General features: G+C 70.5%; 14 protein-coding genes and 1 pseudogene. 8 read left to right on the top strand and 7 right to left on the bottom strand.

The genetic code is table 11. The annotated features are described in order from the left end of the window. Positions 1–123 precede the first annotated feature (123 nt). Both ACIRP7_RS18825 and ACIRP7_RS18820 read right to left on the bottom strand, forming a co-directional pair. Positions 124–1,422, bottom strand: coding sequence for a family 2 encapsulin nanocompartment cargo protein polyprenyl transferase (locus ACIRP7_RS18825; protein WP_403660317.1), 1,299 nt, complete (start codon positions 1,420–1,422; stop codon positions 124–126). Between the two features lie 140 nt (positions 1,423–1,562). After that, positions 1,563–2,969 carry a family 2B encapsulin nanocompartment shell protein gene (locus ACIRP7_RS18820; protein WP_403660314.1) on the bottom strand — a complete coding sequence of 469 codons (1,407 nt, stop codon included), beginning with the start codon at positions 2,967–2,969 and terminating at the stop codon, positions 1,563–1,565. A 312-nt stretch (positions 2,970–3,281) separates the two neighbouring features. Here ACIRP7_RS18820 and ACIRP7_RS18815 point away from each other — a divergent pair, with 312 nt between their 5' ends. Both ACIRP7_RS18815 and ACIRP7_RS18810 read left to right on the top strand, forming a co-directional pair. Continuing rightward, positions 3,282–3,872 (top strand): N-acetylmuramoyl-L-alanine amidase, encoded by a 591-nt coding sequence (locus ACIRP7_RS18815; RefSeq protein ID WP_403660311.1) that lies wholly within the window; start codon positions 3,282–3,284, stop codon positions 3,870–3,872. 22 nt (positions 3,873–3,894) lie between these two features. Continuing rightward, entirely contained in the window at positions 3,895–4,788 is an 894-nt protein-coding gene (locus ACIRP7_RS18810) for a 1-aminocyclopropane-1-carboxylate deaminase/D-cysteine desulfhydrase (protein WP_403660308.1), read from the top strand. A gap of 17 nt (positions 4,789–4,805) precedes the next feature. Here the strand turns inward: ACIRP7_RS18810 and ACIRP7_RS18805 are convergent, their stop codons facing one another. After that, positions 4,806–6,404, bottom strand: a complete 1,599-nt coding sequence (locus ACIRP7_RS18805) for a Na+/H+ antiporter (protein WP_403660305.1) — start codon at positions 6,402–6,404, stop codon at positions 4,806–4,808. 85 nt (positions 6,405–6,489) lie between these two features. Here ACIRP7_RS18805 and ACIRP7_RS18800 point away from each other — a divergent pair, with 85 nt between their 5' ends. From ACIRP7_RS18800 to ACIRP7_RS18790, 3 genes are all read left to right on the top strand, one after another. Beyond that, the gene (locus ACIRP7_RS18800; RefSeq protein WP_352390227.1) at positions 6,490–6,750 is read left to right on the top strand and encodes a UBP-type zinc finger domain-containing protein; all 261 of its coding nucleotides are present in this window, start codon (positions 6,490–6,492) and stop codon (positions 6,748–6,750) included. Positions 6,751–7,010: 260 nt separating this feature from the next. Next, positions 7,011–7,424 carry an anti-sigma regulatory factor gene (locus ACIRP7_RS18795; RefSeq protein WP_004925829.1) on the top strand — a complete coding sequence of 138 codons (414 nt, stop codon included), beginning with the start codon at positions 7,011–7,013 and terminating at the stop codon, positions 7,422–7,424. A 17-nt stretch (positions 7,425–7,441) separates the two neighbouring features. Next, on the top strand, positions 7,442–8,587 hold the full coding sequence (locus ACIRP7_RS18790; protein WP_403660300.1) for an RNA polymerase sigma factor SigF: 1,146 nt from the start codon (positions 7,442–7,444) through the stop codon (positions 8,585–8,587). A gap of 260 nt (positions 8,588–8,847) precedes the next feature. On the opposite strand, the gene ACIRP7_RS18785 is transcribed toward ACIRP7_RS18790, so the two are convergent. Further along, entirely contained in the window at positions 8,848–9,306 is a 459-nt protein-coding gene (locus ACIRP7_RS18785; protein WP_403660298.1) for a hypothetical protein, read from the bottom strand. A gap of 170 nt (positions 9,307–9,476) precedes the next feature. Between ACIRP7_RS18785 and ACIRP7_RS18780 the strand changes: the two genes are divergently transcribed. Together ACIRP7_RS18780 and ACIRP7_RS18775 are read left to right on the top strand one after the other, a co-directional pair. Next, a complete protein-coding gene (locus ACIRP7_RS18780) occupies positions 9,477–10,445 on the top strand; it encodes a diacylglycerol/lipid kinase family protein (RefSeq protein ID WP_403660295.1) in 969 nt (322 codons plus the stop codon). Between the two features lie 321 nt (positions 10,446–10,766). Beyond that, positions 10,767–11,024: a WhiB family transcriptional regulator gene (locus ACIRP7_RS18775; RefSeq protein WP_006142322.1), complete on the top strand. Its 258-nt coding sequence runs from the start codon at positions 10,767–10,769 to the stop codon at positions 11,022–11,024. Between the two features lie 186 nt (positions 11,025–11,210). Here ACIRP7_RS18775 and ACIRP7_RS18770 read toward each other — a convergent pair whose 3' ends face one another. Continuing rightward, complete coding sequence (locus ACIRP7_RS18770) at positions 11,211–12,686, bottom strand: PAS domain-containing sensor histidine kinase (RefSeq protein WP_352390231.1); 1,476 nt, start codon at positions 12,684–12,686, stop codon at positions 11,211–11,213. Positions 12,687–13,063: 377 nt separating this feature from the next. Then, on the bottom strand, positions 13,064–13,714 hold the full coding sequence (locus ACIRP7_RS18765) for a TetR/AcrR family transcriptional regulator (protein WP_403660292.1): 651 nt from the start codon (positions 13,712–13,714) through the stop codon (positions 13,064–13,066). A gap of 94 nt (positions 13,715–13,808) precedes the next feature. Here ACIRP7_RS18765 and ACIRP7_RS18760 point away from each other — a divergent pair, with 94 nt between their 5' ends. After that, positions 13,809–14,561: an SDR family oxidoreductase gene (locus tag ACIRP7_RS18760; protein ID WP_403660289.1), complete on the top strand. Its 753-nt coding sequence runs from the start codon at positions 13,809–13,811 to the stop codon at positions 14,559–14,561. A 49-nt stretch (positions 14,562–14,610) separates the two neighbouring features. On the opposite strand, the pseudogene ACIRP7_RS18755 reads toward ACIRP7_RS18760, so the two are convergent. Next, positions 14,611–14,958 (bottom strand): annotated as a pseudogene (locus tag ACIRP7_RS18755) (glucosamine-6-phosphate deaminase); the annotation flags it as partial. Positions 14,959–15,170: the final 212 nt, after the last annotated feature.

Here is a 15,170-nt window from a genome sequence, read left to right as displayed (position 1 = left end):
AACTCAACCACCGTTGGTCACAAGGGTGTTGAGACTATCCGGTGAGCATGCCGAACGGGCCCCGCACACCGTGGGGATGTGCGGGACCCTCAGGACCGCGCGGTGCCGGACGCCCCGGAGTCCTCAGGCGCTGCGCCGGGTCACGAACTCCGCGAGGGAGAGCAGTCCGCCCGCCGCCTCCGGATCGGGCACCGCACGGGCCAGCTGCCCCATCGCCCGGGCCATCCGGTCGGCCGCCTGCGCCTGCGCCCAGTCGCGACCGCCCGCCTCCTCGACCGCGAGGGCCGTACGCGCCAGGTCCTGACCGGAGTACGGCGCCGCGTACAGCTCGGCCAGTTCCGCGGCCGCGGCCGTGCCCGAGGTGAGCGCGGCCACCACCGGGAGGGACTTCTTGCGGGCGGCGAGGTCCGCGCCGGCCGGTTTGCCGGTGCGGCTCGGGTCGCCCCATATGCCGATCACGTCGTCGATGAGCTGGAAGGCGAGCCCCGCCTCCCGGCCGAACGCGTCCATCGCCCCGACGTCCTCGGCGGACGCGCCCGCGTACAGCGCGCCGAGCGCACAGGCACACCCCAGCAACGCGCCCGTCTTGGCCTCGGCCATCACGAGCACCTGGTCGAGGGTGACCTCGCCGGGACCGAGCTCCTGCATGGCGGTGTCCTCGTACTGGCCCTCGCACAGCTCGACGACACAGTCCGCGAGCCGGGCCGCGGCCGCTCCCGCCGCGGGGTGCGGGTCCTCGGCCAGCAGCCGCAACGCCAGCGCCTGGAGGGCGTCCCCGGCCAGGATCGCGGCGGCGTCGCCGAACACGGTCCACGCGGTGGGGCGGTGTCGGCGGGTGGTGTCGCGGTCCATCACGTCGTCGTGCAGCAGCGTGAAGTTGTGGATCAGCTCCACCGCCACGGCCGCCCGGACGGCTGCCGCCCGCGCCCGGTCCCCACCGAGAGCGGCGGCCGCCGTGAGCACGAGTGCGGGCCGTATCGCCTTGCCCGTGTTGCCCGCCGCGGGAGTGCCGTCGGCGTGCTCCCAGCCGAAGTGGTAGAGCCCGACCCTGCGCAGGGAACCGGGCAACGACTCCAGCGCGGACCGCAACGCGGGGTCGACCGACGCCCGGGCCCGCTCCAGAATCACCCCGGCCTCGTGCCCATCGAGCGGATGCGGCTTGGGTGGGTCGCCGGGGCCGTGGAGCGGGCGCGTCTCCCCGGCCGGTGCTCCCACGCCGGTCCACCCGGTGGCGGGCGCCGCCGTCCCCCCGGTGGCCGACGCCCGCACCTCCGCTCTCCCGACGGCCCGTGCCCCCGTCCCCCCGACGGTCCGATCCTCCGTCCCCCCGGCGGTCCGAGCCTCCATCCTTCCGCTGCCCGGCGCCCGCCCCTCCGCCTCCTCCGTCGCCACCGCCTGTGTACCCGTCGTGAACTCGGCCATGGAACCCCCCTCGGTCAGGCCGCGGACGGTGGTGCTTCCGCTGTGGGCGGGCGCGCTCCTGCGAGGTGTCTCCACCCCGGTGACCGACCGGGGTGTACCCGCCGAGGTGGGCGGGGACACGGCTCCCGGGCGCAGGAACGTCACCTCCAGCGGCCGATCTCGACGTTCTCCAGGACCCCGAGCGCGTCCGGCACCAGTACGGCCGCCGAGTAGTAGGCCGTCACCAGGTACTTGATGATCGACTGTTCGTTGATGCCCATGAACCGCACCGACAGGCTCGGCTCGATCTCGTCCGGGATCCCGGCCTGCTGGAGGCCGATGACGCCCTGGTCGGCCTCACCGGTACGCATGGCGATGATCGACGTGGTCCGCTCCGGAGTGACCGGGATCTTGTTGCACGGGTAGATCGGCACCCCGCGCCAGGTGGGGATGCGGTTGCCGCCCACGTCGATGGTCTCGGGGACCAGTCCGCGCTTGTTGAGTTCACGGCCGATCGCGGAGATCGCGCGCGGGTGGGCGAGCAGCAGCTTGGTGCCCCGGCGGCGGCTGAGCAGTTCGTCGAGGTCGTCGGGGCTGGGCACGCCGTCGTGCGGCTGGAGCCGCTGGTCGTACTCGCAGTTGTTCAGCAGCCCGAACTCACGGTTGTTGACGAGCTCGTGCTCCTGGCGCTCCTTGAGCGCCTCGACGGTCAGCCGGATCTGCTGTTCCGTCTGGTTCATCGGCTGGTTGTAGAGGTCGGCCACGCGCGTGTGGATGCGCAGGACGGTCTGGGCGATGCTGAGTTCGTACTCGCGGGGCCGGGCGTCGTAGTCGACGAAGGTGTGCGGGATGTCGGGCTCGCCCTCGTGGCCCGCCGCGAGGTCGATCTCCTTCTCGCCGTACTTGTTGGTGCGCTGCGAGGGGATCGCGCGCTGTTCCTGCAGGTGCTCGCGCAGGGCTTCGGAGCGCTCCGCCACCTGGTCGACGTCGTGGCGGCGCAGTACGAGGACCGTGCAGACGGTGGCCGCGCGGGCGGTGTACTCCCAGATGGCGTCCGGGTCGAGGAGCGCCTGATCGCCGAAGTAGGCGCCGTCGGCGAGGACTCCGAGCACCGCGTCGTCGCCGTAGGGGCCGGTGCCGACCTTCTCCACCCTGCCGTGGGCCAGCAGATACACCTCGTCGGCCTGGGCGCCGAACGAGGCGATCACCGAGCCCTGGGTGAACTCCCGCTGTTCGCAGCGCTGGGCGAGCTCGGAAAGCACCTCGTCGTCCTCGTACGACCTGAGCGCCGGCAGCTCGCGCAGCTCGTCGGGGATCACCTCGACGCGGTCCCCGGTCTTCACAAAGGTCACCCGGCCGTCGCCCACAGCGTAGCTCAGGCGTCGGTTCACCCGGTACGTACCGCCCTGTACGTTCACCCAGGGCAGCATGCGCAGCAGCCAGCGCGAGCTGATCTCCTGCATCTGGGGTGCGGACTTGGTGGTGGTGGCCAGGTTCCGCGCGGCCGCTGTGCCGAGGCTCTGCTGCGGCCGGTCCTGCTCGGTGCGGACCTCTTCGCCTACCGACATAAGGAATTGCCCTCCCGGTACATGCCCCGACGCGATGTACGCCCGGGCATCGATGTGCAGGAGCAAGCCTTCCTCACGGAGCGTGCCGGTGCTATTACCCGAAAGAGCGGGAATGGATCACCGCGAGGTTGGGCATATGCGCGGTTCCTATCCCCTGACGTCCAGTCAATTCCATTTTCGCGAGCGGAATTTGACTGTCCGAATCAGCTCGCACGCTGTGCGGTCCAGGAGTCGGAGGCCGCCGCTTTCGGTACAAGCACCAGGAGGACCGGTCGCGCTCGGCGGCCGGCACGCAGCGCGAAGGAGGCAGCCATGGCCTCACCCATGTCCGCGGGCAGATTCCTGGCCGTCCTGCGGGCGGAGGGCGCCACCGTCGTCGAGGTCGGCGACTGGGAGCACCACAACCGCAACCACGTCGGCGCCTGGGGACCGGTGCACGGCGTGATGATCCACCACACGGTGACCAAGGGCAGCGCGGCGACGGTGGAACTGTGCCGCAAGGGCTACACCGACCTGCCGGGGCCACTGTGCCACGGCGTCATCACCAAGAACGGCACCGTCCATCTCGTCGGCTACGGCCGCGCCAACCACGCCGGTCTCGGCGACGACGACGTCCTGCGCGCGGTGATCGCGGAGACGGCTCTCCCCGTCGACAACGAGGCCAACACCGACGGCAACCGCCACTTCTACGGCTTCGAGTGCGAGAACCTCGGCGACGGCGAGGATCCCTGGCCGGCCGCCCAGCTGACGGCCATCGAGCGGGTCTCCGCGGCGGTGTGCCGCCACCACGGCTGGACGGAACGGTCGGTCATCGGCCACCTGGAGTGGCAGCCGGGCAAGGTGGATCCGCGGGGCTTCACTATGGCCTCGATGCGGAGCCGGATCCGGGAGCGCCTGAACTGACCGCGCAGGTCACAATGGGGGCGTGACCGGCCTCGACACCCTGCGCCCCCGCCTCCCCTCGCCCCTGCAGGAGCTGTCGGACCCCCGCTTCGCCCCGCGCGGCGTGCGCCTTCTCCTCAAGCGCGACGACTTGATCCACCCCGAGCTGATCGGCAACAAGTGGCGCAAGCTCGCGCCGAACCTCACCGCGGCGGCCGGCCGTACTCTCCTCACCTTCGGCGGCGCGTACTCCAACCACCTGCGCGCCACGGCCGCCGCGGGCCGCCTGCTGGCCCTGCCCACGGTCGGGGTGGTCCGCGGTGAGGAACTCGCCGACCGTCCCCTGAACCCCTCCCTCGCCCGGTGCGCGGCCGACGGCATGCGACTGCACTTCGTCGACCGGGCGACGTACCGCCGCAAGACCGAACCAGACATCCTCGCGCGCGTGCTGCGCGCGGCGGACGCCGCGGACGCGTACGTCGTTCCGGAGGGCGGCAGCAACCCCCTCGCCGTACGAGAATGCCGGGCACTGGGCGAGGAGCTGGCGGGGCGGGCCGATGTCGTCGCGATCGCCTGCGGCACCGGCGGCACCCTCGCGGGCCTGGCGGCCGGGCTGGCTCCGGGTCAGCGCTGCCTGGGCGTCCCGGTCCTCAAGGGCGGCTTCCTGCCCGCCGACATAGAGGCTCTGCAACGCCGTGCCTTCGGCGCCCGACGCGGCGACTGGACGCTCGATGACCGCTTCCACTTCGGCGGCTACGCGCGTACACCCCCCGAACTCGACACCTTCGCCGAGGACTTCGAGCACCGTCACGGTGTCCCCGTGGAACGTCTCTATGTCGCCAAGTTGCTCTACGGACTTGTCACCCTCACCGAAGAGGGTGCCTTCCCGCGCGGGACGACGCTGGCAGCCGTGGTCACCGGCCGTCCCTTCCCCTGACGCCCACCCGGCCGGCTCTACTCGGCGGCCTCCCGGTACGCCGCGGCCTCCTCCAGGTCCAGCCTGCGCAGCAGTGTCCGCAGCATCTCGTCGTCGATGTAGCGGTGGTCCCGCAGCGTCACGAACACCGCACGCTCGGCGCCGATCATCTCGCGGGACAGCCGACGGTAGGTGTCGTCGACGGTCTCGCCGGTGAGGGGGTTGGACTGGCCGAGGCGTTCCCAGACCGCGTTGCGGCGGCGCTCCAGGACCATGCGCAGGCGGTCGGCGAGGGGCGGCGGGAGGGCGTTGTACTCGTCGGCGAGGAGTTCGTCCAGGCGGCGCTCGGCGGCCCGTGAGGCCTGCGCCTGGGCGTTGGCCTCGGCGAGCGTCTCGGCCTGCTGGTCGCGGCCGGGGAGCTTGAGCATGCGGATCAGCGGGGGCAGGGTGACGCCCTGGACGACGAGGGTGCCGATGACCGTCGTGAAGGTCAGGAAGAGGATCAGGTTGCGGCCCTCGAACGGCTCGCCGTCGTGCAGGTGCTCCGGGATCGAGAAGGCGATCGCCAGCGAGACCACGCCCCGCATCCCGGCCCAGGCGATGACGAAGGGCGCCTTCCAGGTGGGGTTGTCCTCACGCGCGCGGATCCGCGCGGACACGATGCGCGGCAGGAAGGTGGCCGGATAGACCCACACGAACCTCGACGCCACGACCACGAGGAAGACGGCGATGGCGTACCAGGCGGCGGGGCCGCCCTCGTACTCCCCGAGGCCCCTGAGCACGACGGGCAGTTGCAGCCCGATGAGGGCGAACACCGACGACTCCAGGACGAAGGCGACCATTTTCCAGACGGCGTCCTCCTGGAGGCGCGTCGCGAAGTCCACCTCCCACGCGCGGTGTCCGAGGAAGAGGGCCACGACGACCACCGCGAGCACTCCGGACGCGTGGAACTGCTCGGCCGCCGCGTAGGCGACGAACGGGATCAGCAGGGAGAGCGTGTTCTGCAGCAGCGGCTCCTTGAGGTGCGTGCGCAGCCAGTGGATCGGCACCATCAGCACCAGTCCGACCACGACCCCGCCGACCGCCGCGAGCAGGAACTCACCGATACCGCCGGCCCAGGTGGCGCCCTCGCCGATCGCGGCCGCGAGCGCGACCCGGTAGGCGGTGATCGCGGTGGCGTCGTTCACCAGGGACTCGCCCTGGAGGATGGTGGTGATCCGGGAGGGCAGCCCCACGCGGCGTGCCACCGCCGTCGCCGCGACCGCGTCCGGCGGCGCCACCACCGCGCCCAGCACGAGCGCCCCGGTGAGCGAGAGGCCCGGCACGAGCTGGTACGCCGCCCAGCCGACGAACAAGGTCGCGAAGAGCACGTATCCCACCGACAGCAGCGCCACGGGCCGCATCTGTGCCCTGAGGTCGAGGTAGGAGCTGTCGGTGGCCGCGGAGTGCAGCAGCGGCGGCAGGATGATGGGCAGGACGACGTCCGGGTCGAGCGTGTACTCGGGGACCCCGGGAACGTACGAGATCAGCAGGCCGGCCGCGACCAGCAGCAGCGGCGCGGGAATCGGGGTGCGCCGGGCGGCCGCGGCGATCGCCGCGCTCCCCGCCACCAGCAACAGCAGTGGCATCACGTCCATGGCCCTCGCCCGCCCTCGCTCATCGTCGTGCGCCCGCCCTCTTTTTCCGCGCGGCCGCCCTCGCGGCCGTCGTAACCTGGCAATCATGAAACAGTGCACGCACGCCGACGCGCTGCCGCACCCCGAGCCCGAGCCGCTCAGCGAGACGTGCCCGGAGTGTCTGAGGGACGGTACCCACCCGGTACAACTACGCCTGTGCCTGTCCTGCGGTCACGTCGGCTGCTGCGACTCCTCGCCGGGACAACACGCGACGAAGCACCACAAGGACTCCGACCACCCGGTCATGCGGACCTACGAACCCGGCGAGAACTGGCGTTGGTGCTTCGTGGACCACGTGCTTGTGTGACCCTGGACCTTCGGGTTCCAGGACGGTTCGACCGTCTGACGTCTGGGTACGTCAACCCGGCGCGCGTTCTTCCCAATTGGAGCCGCAAACCCCTAGACACGGAGCGTGTCCACAGTTTTACTGTGAGTGACGGCAAGGGGGTGGGGTCCCGGGGACAGGAAAGTCGAGAGCGCGGTAGCGTCACCGCTGAACCACACGTCGCGTTACTCCGGGGGGCGACCCTCGGCCCCCGTAAAGCTTGTACCACCTTGGAGGTGAGGGTGTCCCAGATCGCAGGCGAGCCCGCGACCCAGGACTTCGTGGAAGTCCGGCTGCCGGCCGCGGGTGCCTACCTGTCGGTGCTGCGGACGGCCACGGCCGGCCTCGCAGCCCGTTTGGACTTCACCCTCGACGAGATCGAGGACCTGCGCATCGCGGTGGACGAGGCCTGCGCGATCCTGCTCCAGCAGGCCGTGCCCGGCTCGGTGCTCAGCTGTGTCTTCCGACTCGTCGACGACTCGCTGGAGGTCACCGTCTCCGCCCCGACCACGGACGGTCACGCACCGTCACGGGACACGTTCGCCTGGACCGTCCTCTCGGCCCTCGCGGGCAAGGTCTCGTCGGCCGTGGACGAGGACAAGACCGTTTCGATCAGCCTCTACAAACAGCGCGGCGCGGGACCCGGGCCGGCGTGAGGAACGGGGACGGGCCGGTGCGGGACGAAGAGCGCGGCACACGGGAGCTGCCGGCCGAGGACGGACACCGTCCTCCCTGCCCGAGCGGCGCCGACAGCCTGGGCGACGACGGCCCCGGCGGTGCCCGCCGCATGGCGGACGGCATCGACGGCATCCCCGAGCAGGCCCGGCCGCATCCGGAGGAAGACGTCGTCGACACGACGGCGACCGGCCTCCTGGACGACGGGCAGCGAGAGCGGAAGGGTGCCGTGCAGGGTGCGCCTCCGGCAGGGCGGGACGGGGTCCTCCCGGTGCCGACGGAGGCGAGGGCTCGTGGAAGGGCGACGGGCGGGACGATGAGCGAGCACGAGCGAAACGCAGAGGACGGCGCGGCGGGCGCGAACAACACGCCGGTCCCGCGCCACGACCCACAGGACCGCAGCGGGGCGCGAGCCCTGTTCATCGAGCTGCGCGCGCTGAAGGACGGCAGCCCGGAGTACGCGGAGCTGCGCAACCAGCTGGTCCGGATGCACCTGCCGCTCGTCGAGCACCTCGCGCGCCGCTTCCGCAACCGCGGCGAGCCGCTGGACGACCTGACCCAGGTCGCCACCATCGGCCTGATCAAGTCGGTCGACCGCTTCGACCCGGACCGCGGGGTGGAGTTCTCGACCTACGCGACCCCCACGGTCGTCGGCGAGATCAAGCGCCACTTCCGGGACAAGGGCTGGGCGGTCCGGGTGCCCCGGCGCCTGCAGGAACTGCGCCTGGCCCTGACGACGGCCACGGCGGAGCTCTCCCAGCAGCACGGCCGCTCCCCCACGGTCCACGAGCTGGCCGAGAAGCTGGCCATCTCGGAGGAGGAGGTCCTGGAGGGCCTGGAGTCCGCCAACGCGTACTCCACGCTGTCCCTGGACGTTCCCGACACGGACGACGAGTCGCCGGCGGTGGCGGACACCCTCGGCGCGGAGGACGAGGCGCTTGAGGGCGTCGAGTACCGGGAGTCGCTCAAGCCGCTGCTCGAGGATCTCCCCCCGCGCGAGAAGCGCATCCTTCTCCTGCGCTTCTTCGGCAACATGACCCAGTCGCAGATCGCGCAGGAGGTCGGCATCTCCCAGATGCACGTCTCCCGCCTGCTGGCCCGCACCCTGGCCCAGCTCCGGGAGAAGCTGCTGGTGGAGGAGTAGGCCACCGGCCCGCTCAGGGGGACCGACAGCTCGTGCCGGTGCACGGCCGGCCGGGCGGGGAAGCTCGTCGCCGCAGCCCGGTCCTGCGAACCAGGACCGGGGCCGATCACCGTTCAGTCCGGCCCCGGACCGTCACCGCAGTTCTGCCGTCTCTACGGCCGCTTACCCGCAACCGCGGTCGCCACACCTGGGACCAGCGGCAACGTCGGTCCACCGGCACTCAGGCGGAACAGCCCCGCTCGCCGAAGCCGGCCCTACGGCTACTGCTTGCCGTCCTGCGCCCGGCCCGGTCCCCTGATCCCGAGCGCCTGGGTCGTGGCCGGGTTGATCAACAGGACCAGCGCGGCCACCGCGACGACCGCGAGGACGATGCCCGCCGGGATCGCCACGCTGTCGGCCTGGAGGAGGTTGTAGGCGACGGGCAGCGCCATGATCTGGGTGATGACGGCCGGGCCCCGGCTCCAGCTGCGCCGGCCGAGCAGCCCGCGCGCGGCGAGGAGCGGCAGAAGTGCGAGGACGATCAGCGTGACGCCCCCGGTGACGGCCGACTGCCGGTCGTCCGGGTCACCGGCCAGACCCTCCACGAGCATCCAGACGCCTCCGGCGACGAGCGCGAGCCCTTCCAGGCCGGCCAGGGCGGCGGCGTACGTCAGGCGCCGCGGGCGCGGACCGGCGGTTCCGGAGGACGAAGGGGTGGCGGGGGTCTGCTCGCTGCTCACTCCTGAAGAGTAGCCCTCACCTCGGAAGCCCCCATGAGTGAGGCGCGGGCAACGCACACCGCCGCGCGCGGGTTGCCCCACGCCCCCGTGGCGAGGTTCACGCTCCGAAGTCTTACGTGATCCCTACCTCGACCTGTGCCCGGTACCACCCAGTAGGTACGCTGCAACCCATGCGTGCACTTCTCGTGGTCAATCCGGCGGCAACCACCACAAGCGCACGTACGCGCGATGTACTGATCCACGCGCTCGCGAGCGAGATGAAACTGGAAGCGGTCACCACCGAGTACCGCGGCCACGCGCGCGACCTGGGCCGCCAGGCGGCGGAGAGCAAGGACATCGACCTGGTCGTGGCCCTCGGCGGCGACGGCACCGTCAACGAGGTCGTCAACGGCCTCCTGCACGCCGGCCCCGACCCCGAGCGCCTCCCCGGCCTCGCCGTGGTCCCCGGCGGCTCCACCAACGTCTTCGCCCGCGCCCTCGGTCTGCCCAACGACGCCGTCGAGGCCACCGGCGCCCTCCTGGACGCCCTGCGCGAGGGCAGCGAGCGGACCGTCGGCCTGGGGCTGACCGCGGGGACGCCCGGCACCGAGGACGAGGCCGTGCCGGAACGCTGGTTCACCTTCAACGCGGGGCTCGGATTCGACGCCGGTGTGGTCGGCCGGGTCGAGCAGCAGCGGGAGCGCGGCAGGAAATCCACCCACGCTCTTTACGTCCGCCAGGCACTGCGCCAGTTCTTCGGCGAGGCGCACCGCCGGCACGGCACGATCACCTTGGAACGTCCGGATGCGGAGCCGGTGACCGATCTGGTCCTTTCCATAGTCTCGAACACCTCTCCGTGGACCTTCCTGGGCAATCACCCGATGTACGCGTCACCTAAGGCCTCGTTCGATAAAGGCCTCGACGTACTCGGTCTCAGCCGTATGACGACGACCGCGATCGCCCGATATGGCACCCAGTTGCTCACTTCGTCCCCCGAACGCGGCCCCCATGGCAGGCACGCCGTGTCCCTGCACGACCTGGACCGGTTCACCTTGCATTCGAAGGTGCCCCTACCCCTCCAGATGGACGGCGACCACCTCGGGCTGCGTACGAGCGTGACGTTCACAGGCGTACGCCGTGCACTGCGTGTGATTGTGTGAGCAGAAGAGGCTAAACTCCTTTCACTCGAACGTTTAGGCCAGGGTCCACCCCATGGAAGTACGGCTGTGACCTAGTCGACACCGAGGAATCAAAAAAAACTTTCCAGAAGGGGTTGTATCCGCCGCTGAGGTTTGCGAGTCTCTACGTGGCGGTCGGGACAGCCCGCAACACCGGCGTCCACAGACCACCGGAACCCCTCTTCAATCCACAGGACCACGCCGGGGAAGACTCGGTGGACGGCCCTTCACTTGTTGAGGGATTCGTGAAAGCGTTCACATTCACAAGCAACTTGCACGTAATACCAAGGAGAGGTAGCAGCCATGGACTGGCGTCACAACGCCGTTTGCCGCGAGGAAGACCCCGAGCTCTTCTTCCCCATCGGCAACACCGGTCCTGCGCTGCTGCAGATCGAGGAAGCCAAGGCCGTCTGCCGTCGCTGCCCCGTTATGGATCAGTGTCTGCAGTGGGCGCTCGAGTCCGGCCAGGACTCCGGCGTCTGGGGTGGTCTCAGCGAGGACGAGCGTCGCGCCATGAAGCGCCGTGCCGCCCGCAACCGGGCCCGTCAGGCTTCTGCCTGACACCCGCCCCTAAAACAGCCTGAGCTTGGCGGCGCGTACACCGCGTACGCTTCTCCCGCCCCCGAGCCGCAGCGCGCAGTACCCCCGATGCGCAGCAAACGCTGGCAACGAGCATGTGAGCCCCGGACCCCTGAACGGTCCGGGGCTTTTTGCTGTGCCCCGGACCGTGTACTGCCTCGTGCGGCCCTACTTGTGGGCCTGCACCGGGACGTCCAGGATCACCCGGGTGCCACCTTCCGGTGCCCGGACCATGTCGAACGTACCGCCCAACTCGCCCTCCACCAGCGTCCGTACGATCTGCAGACCCAGGTTGCCCCCAGTGTGCGGGTCGAAGCCCTCGGGCAGACCGACGCCGTCGTCCTGGACGGTGACGAGGAGGCGGGCCTCCTTGGTGGTGCCGCCGCGGACTGCCGAGACCTCGACCGTGCCGGTCTCGCCCTCGCGGAAGCCGTGCTCCAGGGCGTTCTGGAGGATTTCCGTGAGGACCATGGACAGCGGGGTGGCGACCTCGGCGTCCAGGATGCCGAAGCGTCCGCTGCGCCGGCCGGTGACCTTGCCCGGGGAGATCTCGGCGACCATGGCGAGCACCCGGTCGGCGATCTCGTCGAACTCCACGCGCTCGTCAAGGTTCTGAGACAGCGTCTCGTGCACGATCGCGATCGAGCCGACCCGCCGTACCGCCTCTTCGAGGGCCTCCCGGCCGCGGTCTGACTCGATGCGCCGGGCCTGCAGGCGCAGCAGGGCCGCCACTGTCTGGAGGTTGTTCTTCACCCGGTGGTGGATCTCCCGGATGGTCGCGTCCTTGGTGATCAACTCGCGCTCGCGGCGGCGCAGTTCGGTCACGTCCCGTAGCAGGACCAGTGAACCGATGCGGATGCCCTTGGGTTTGAGCGGGATCGCCCGGAACTGGATGACCCCGTCGTGTGCCTCGATCTCGAACTCACGGGGCGCCCAGCCGCTGGCGACCTTGGCGAGTGCTTCGTCCACCGGGCCGCGGGTCGGGGCGAGTTCGGCGGTGGTCCGGCCGAGGTGCTGGCCCACGAGGTCGGAGGCGAGGCCCATGCGGTGGTAGGCGGACAGGGCGTTCGGGGAGGCGTACTGGACGATGCCGTCCGCGTCGAGGCGGATCAGTCCGTCGCCGACGCGCGGGGCCGCGTCCATGTCCATCTGCTGGTTGGGGAACGGGAAGGAACCGGCCGCGATCATCTGGGCCAGGTCGGACGCGCTCTGCAGATAGGTCAGTTCGAGCCGGCTCGGGGTGCGGACGGTCAGCAGGTTGGTGTTGCGCGCGATGACACCGAGGACGCGCCCCTCCCGTCGTACCGGAATCGACTCGACGCGGACCGGGACCTCCTCGCGCCACTCCGGGTCGCCCTCGCGCACGATCCGGCCCTCGTCGTGCGCCGCGTCCAGCAGGGGGCGGCGGCCGCGCGGGACGAGGTGGCCGACCATGTCGTCCTGGTAGGAGGTGGGACCGGTGTTGGGCCGCATCTGGGCGACGGAGACATAGCGGGTGCCGTCGCGAGTGGGCACCCACAGCACGAGGTCGGCGAAGGAGAGGTCGGAGAGCAGCTGCCACTCCGAGACCAGCAGATGCAGCCACTCGAGGTCGGAGTCGTCGAGTGCGGTGTGCTGGCGGACCAGTTCGTTCATGGAGGGCACGGGTGCGAGCGTACCTGGGGGTATGTGAGTGACCTAAAAAACCCGTCCGGTTAACACCCGTCCTGAAAAACACCCGCGGGCCGCGGCGCCTGGGAAGGACCCTCAACCTTCCCGGCACCGCAGCCCGGAGCAATATCGGCCGTGGGGTGTGCGGTCCCGGTCGGCCGAAGGATGAGGAGCCGGGGCAGTCAGGGCAGAGAGCTCCGGTTCCTCGGTCCGCCTTCCTGTGCGGGGAAGACGGAAGCCACGGTTCAATTGTGGACTAGACCACTAGGTGTGTCCATGCGTTGGAGCCTGTTTGTTGTTGGAGCTTTCCCCCGCCGGACTCACCTAGTCGGACGTCCTAACACCCTCCACGCAGCCTAACGCGTGTGGGTTCATGTGCGGGGCCAGATGGCCATGGCAATTTCCGCGACAGCCTCCAATTCCTCCCGGCTCGCGCCGTCGCGCGCCTGTTGGGACATGCCCTGGATGACCGCGCCGGCATGCCGGGCGAGCGCGGCGGCGTCGGTCCCAACCGGGAGCTCACCTGCGGCGATTCCGGCTCTTATACGACTCTCCAAGGCGGCGATGTTGGCGTTGCGCCGCGCCCGCAGCGACTCCTCGACCTCGGGGGTGGAGCAGTTGGTGGCGGCATGGATCACCAGGCAGCCGTGCGGGCGGCCGGGGGCGGTGTACTCGACCGCGGCCTCGCGCAGCGTCCGCTCCACCGCGGCCCGGGCAGTGGGTTCCTCGGCGAGGGCCCGGTCGCCGAAGGAGCCGTACCGCTCCCGGTACTCCCGGACGACTTCGTCGAACAGGGACCGCTTGTCACCGAAGGCCGCATAGAGGCTGGGGGCCCCGATGTCCATGACGCGGGTGAGGTCGGAGACGGAGGTCGCTTCGTACCCGTGCTCCCAGAAGGCCAGGATCGCCTTCTCCAGCGCGGTTTCGCGGTCGAAGGAGCGGGGACGGCCACGCGGCCTGGATGCCCTGGACGCCTTGGGGGCGGGCCCGACCTGCACTTCGGTGCCCTCGCTGCTCACCATGGAGTGAATTGTATAGCGGGTACTAGAGAAACTTCCGGCGCCTGTTGTACGGTTTTTCTGTAGCGACCATTAGACAATGTGAGGGGGCGCCGACATGGGCGTGCTGGCGGGCAGGACAGCTCTGGTCACGGGTGCGAGCAGGGGCATCGGGCGGGGGATCGCCGAGCGGCTGGGCCGGGACGGCGCGCGGGTCGCGGTGCACTACGGCAGGAGCGAGGCGGCGGCGAAGGAGACGGTCGCCGCGATCGAGGCGGCCGGCGGCTCCGCCTTCACGATCGGGGCCGAGCTGGAGACATCGGGAGCGGTCGAGGCCCTCTGGGAGCAGTTCGACCGGCACGCGGACGGGCTGGACATCCTGGTGAACAACGCGGGCATCGGCAGCTCGCGTCCCATCGAGGAGATCGACGAGGAGGAGTACGACCGTCTCTTCACGGTGAATGTGAAGGCACCGTTCTTCCTGGTCAAGCAGGGCGCGATACGCCTGCGCGACGGCGGCCGGGTCATCAACGTCTCGTCGGGACTCGCCCGCACCGCGGCCATGCCGCACAACATGGCCTACGCCATGACGAAGGGCGCACTGGACGTGTTCTCCCGGGACCTGTCCAAGGTGCTGGGCGCCCGGGGCATCCGGGTCAACTCGGTGGCGCCGGGCCTGGTCGACACGGACAACACCGCCGAGTTCCTGCATGGCACCGAGGGCGGCTGGGCACAGGCGGAGGCCTATTCGGCACTCGGACGGGTGGGAACACCGGCCGATGTCGCGGACGTGGTCGCGTTCCTGGCCTCGGACGACGGGCGGTGGGTGACCGGGAGCTGGGTGGACGCGACGGGAGGTTCGATGCCGTGAACCGCCCGGCGGGGCTCAGTGCGGGTCGGTCGCCTTCGCCAGGGTGCGGCTGCGTCTCCGTCACCCTCGCCAGGGCGCGGCGCGTCCGAGTCCTGACCGCGGGCGACGGTCACCTCGTGGGCCAGGAGGTGGAGGGGGCCAGGGGGGACTTCCGGGACGGGCTGGACGTCCTCGGCCACATCGACGGTCGGCACGACGAAGCCGACCGAGGCATGCTCGACCTGACTCCGGGGGCCGACAACGACCAGGTCCGCACCCCGCCCGGGCGGTCGGTCGAGGACGAGCTGGGGACCTCACCGCCCTTGCCGTCGGTGACGACCGCGATGGCGGGCGAGACGTTGTCGACCATGGCGAGGGGGCCGAGCGGCAGGTCGGCGCCGGAGTAGGCGGGGGGTGGGGATGCGAGGGCGGGTGTCGTGATGGCCGTCATGGCCCTATACCACTCCCCGTCCGCTCCCCCGCACGGAACGCCGCCTGTCCTTGGCGTGACGCGGGGACGGCCTTCCGGGACCTGGGCCGGGGAAGCCGATTCTGTTAGATTGGTCTACACCACATGGGCCGTACCGGGGTCCGGTCGAGCCCTCTCCGTTCAGACCGTTTCGACAGATC

The sequence above is a fragment of the Streptomyces sp. NPDC102270 genome, assembly GCF_044766405.1.
GTDB lineage: Bacteria > Actinomycetota > Actinomycetes > Streptomycetales > Streptomycetaceae > Streptomyces.
This window is presented reverse-complemented; position numbering and strand designations above follow the sequence as displayed.

Bases quoted from the DNA above. Each gene is read 5' to 3' on its own strand.
- ACIRP7_RS18825 (WP_403660317.1), bottom strand. From the start codon at position 1,422: ATGGCCGAGTTCACGACGGGTACACAGGCGGTGGCGACGGAGGAGGCG.
- ACIRP7_RS18820 (WP_403660314.1), bottom strand. From the start codon at position 2,969: ATGTCGGTAGGCGAAGAGGTCCGCACCGAGCAGGACCGGCCGCAGCAG.
- ACIRP7_RS18815 (WP_403660311.1), top strand. From the start codon at position 3,282: ATGGCCTCACCCATGTCCGCGGGCAGATTCCTGGCCGTCCTGCGGGCG.
- ACIRP7_RS18805 (WP_403660305.1), bottom strand. From the start codon at position 6,404: ATGGACGTGATGCCACTGCTGTTGCTGGTGGCGGGGAGCGCGGCGATC.
- ACIRP7_RS18800 (WP_352390227.1), top strand. From the start codon at position 6,490: ATGAAACAGTGCACGCACGCCGACGCGCTGCCGCACCCCGAGCCCGAG.
- ACIRP7_RS18780 (WP_403660295.1), top strand. From the start codon at position 9,477: ATGCGTGCACTTCTCGTGGTCAATCCGGCGGCAACCACCACAAGCGCA.
- ACIRP7_RS18775 (WP_006142322.1), top strand. From the start codon at position 10,767: ATGGACTGGCGTCACAACGCCGTTTGCCGCGAGGAAGACCCCGAGCTC.
- ACIRP7_RS18765 (WP_403660292.1), bottom strand. From the start codon at position 13,714: ATGGTGAGCAGCGAGGGCACCGAAGTGCAGGTCGGGCCCGCCCCCAAG.
- ACIRP7_RS18760 (WP_403660289.1), top strand. From the start codon at position 13,809: ATGGGCGTGCTGGCGGGCAGGACAGCTCTGGTCACGGGTGCGAGCAGG.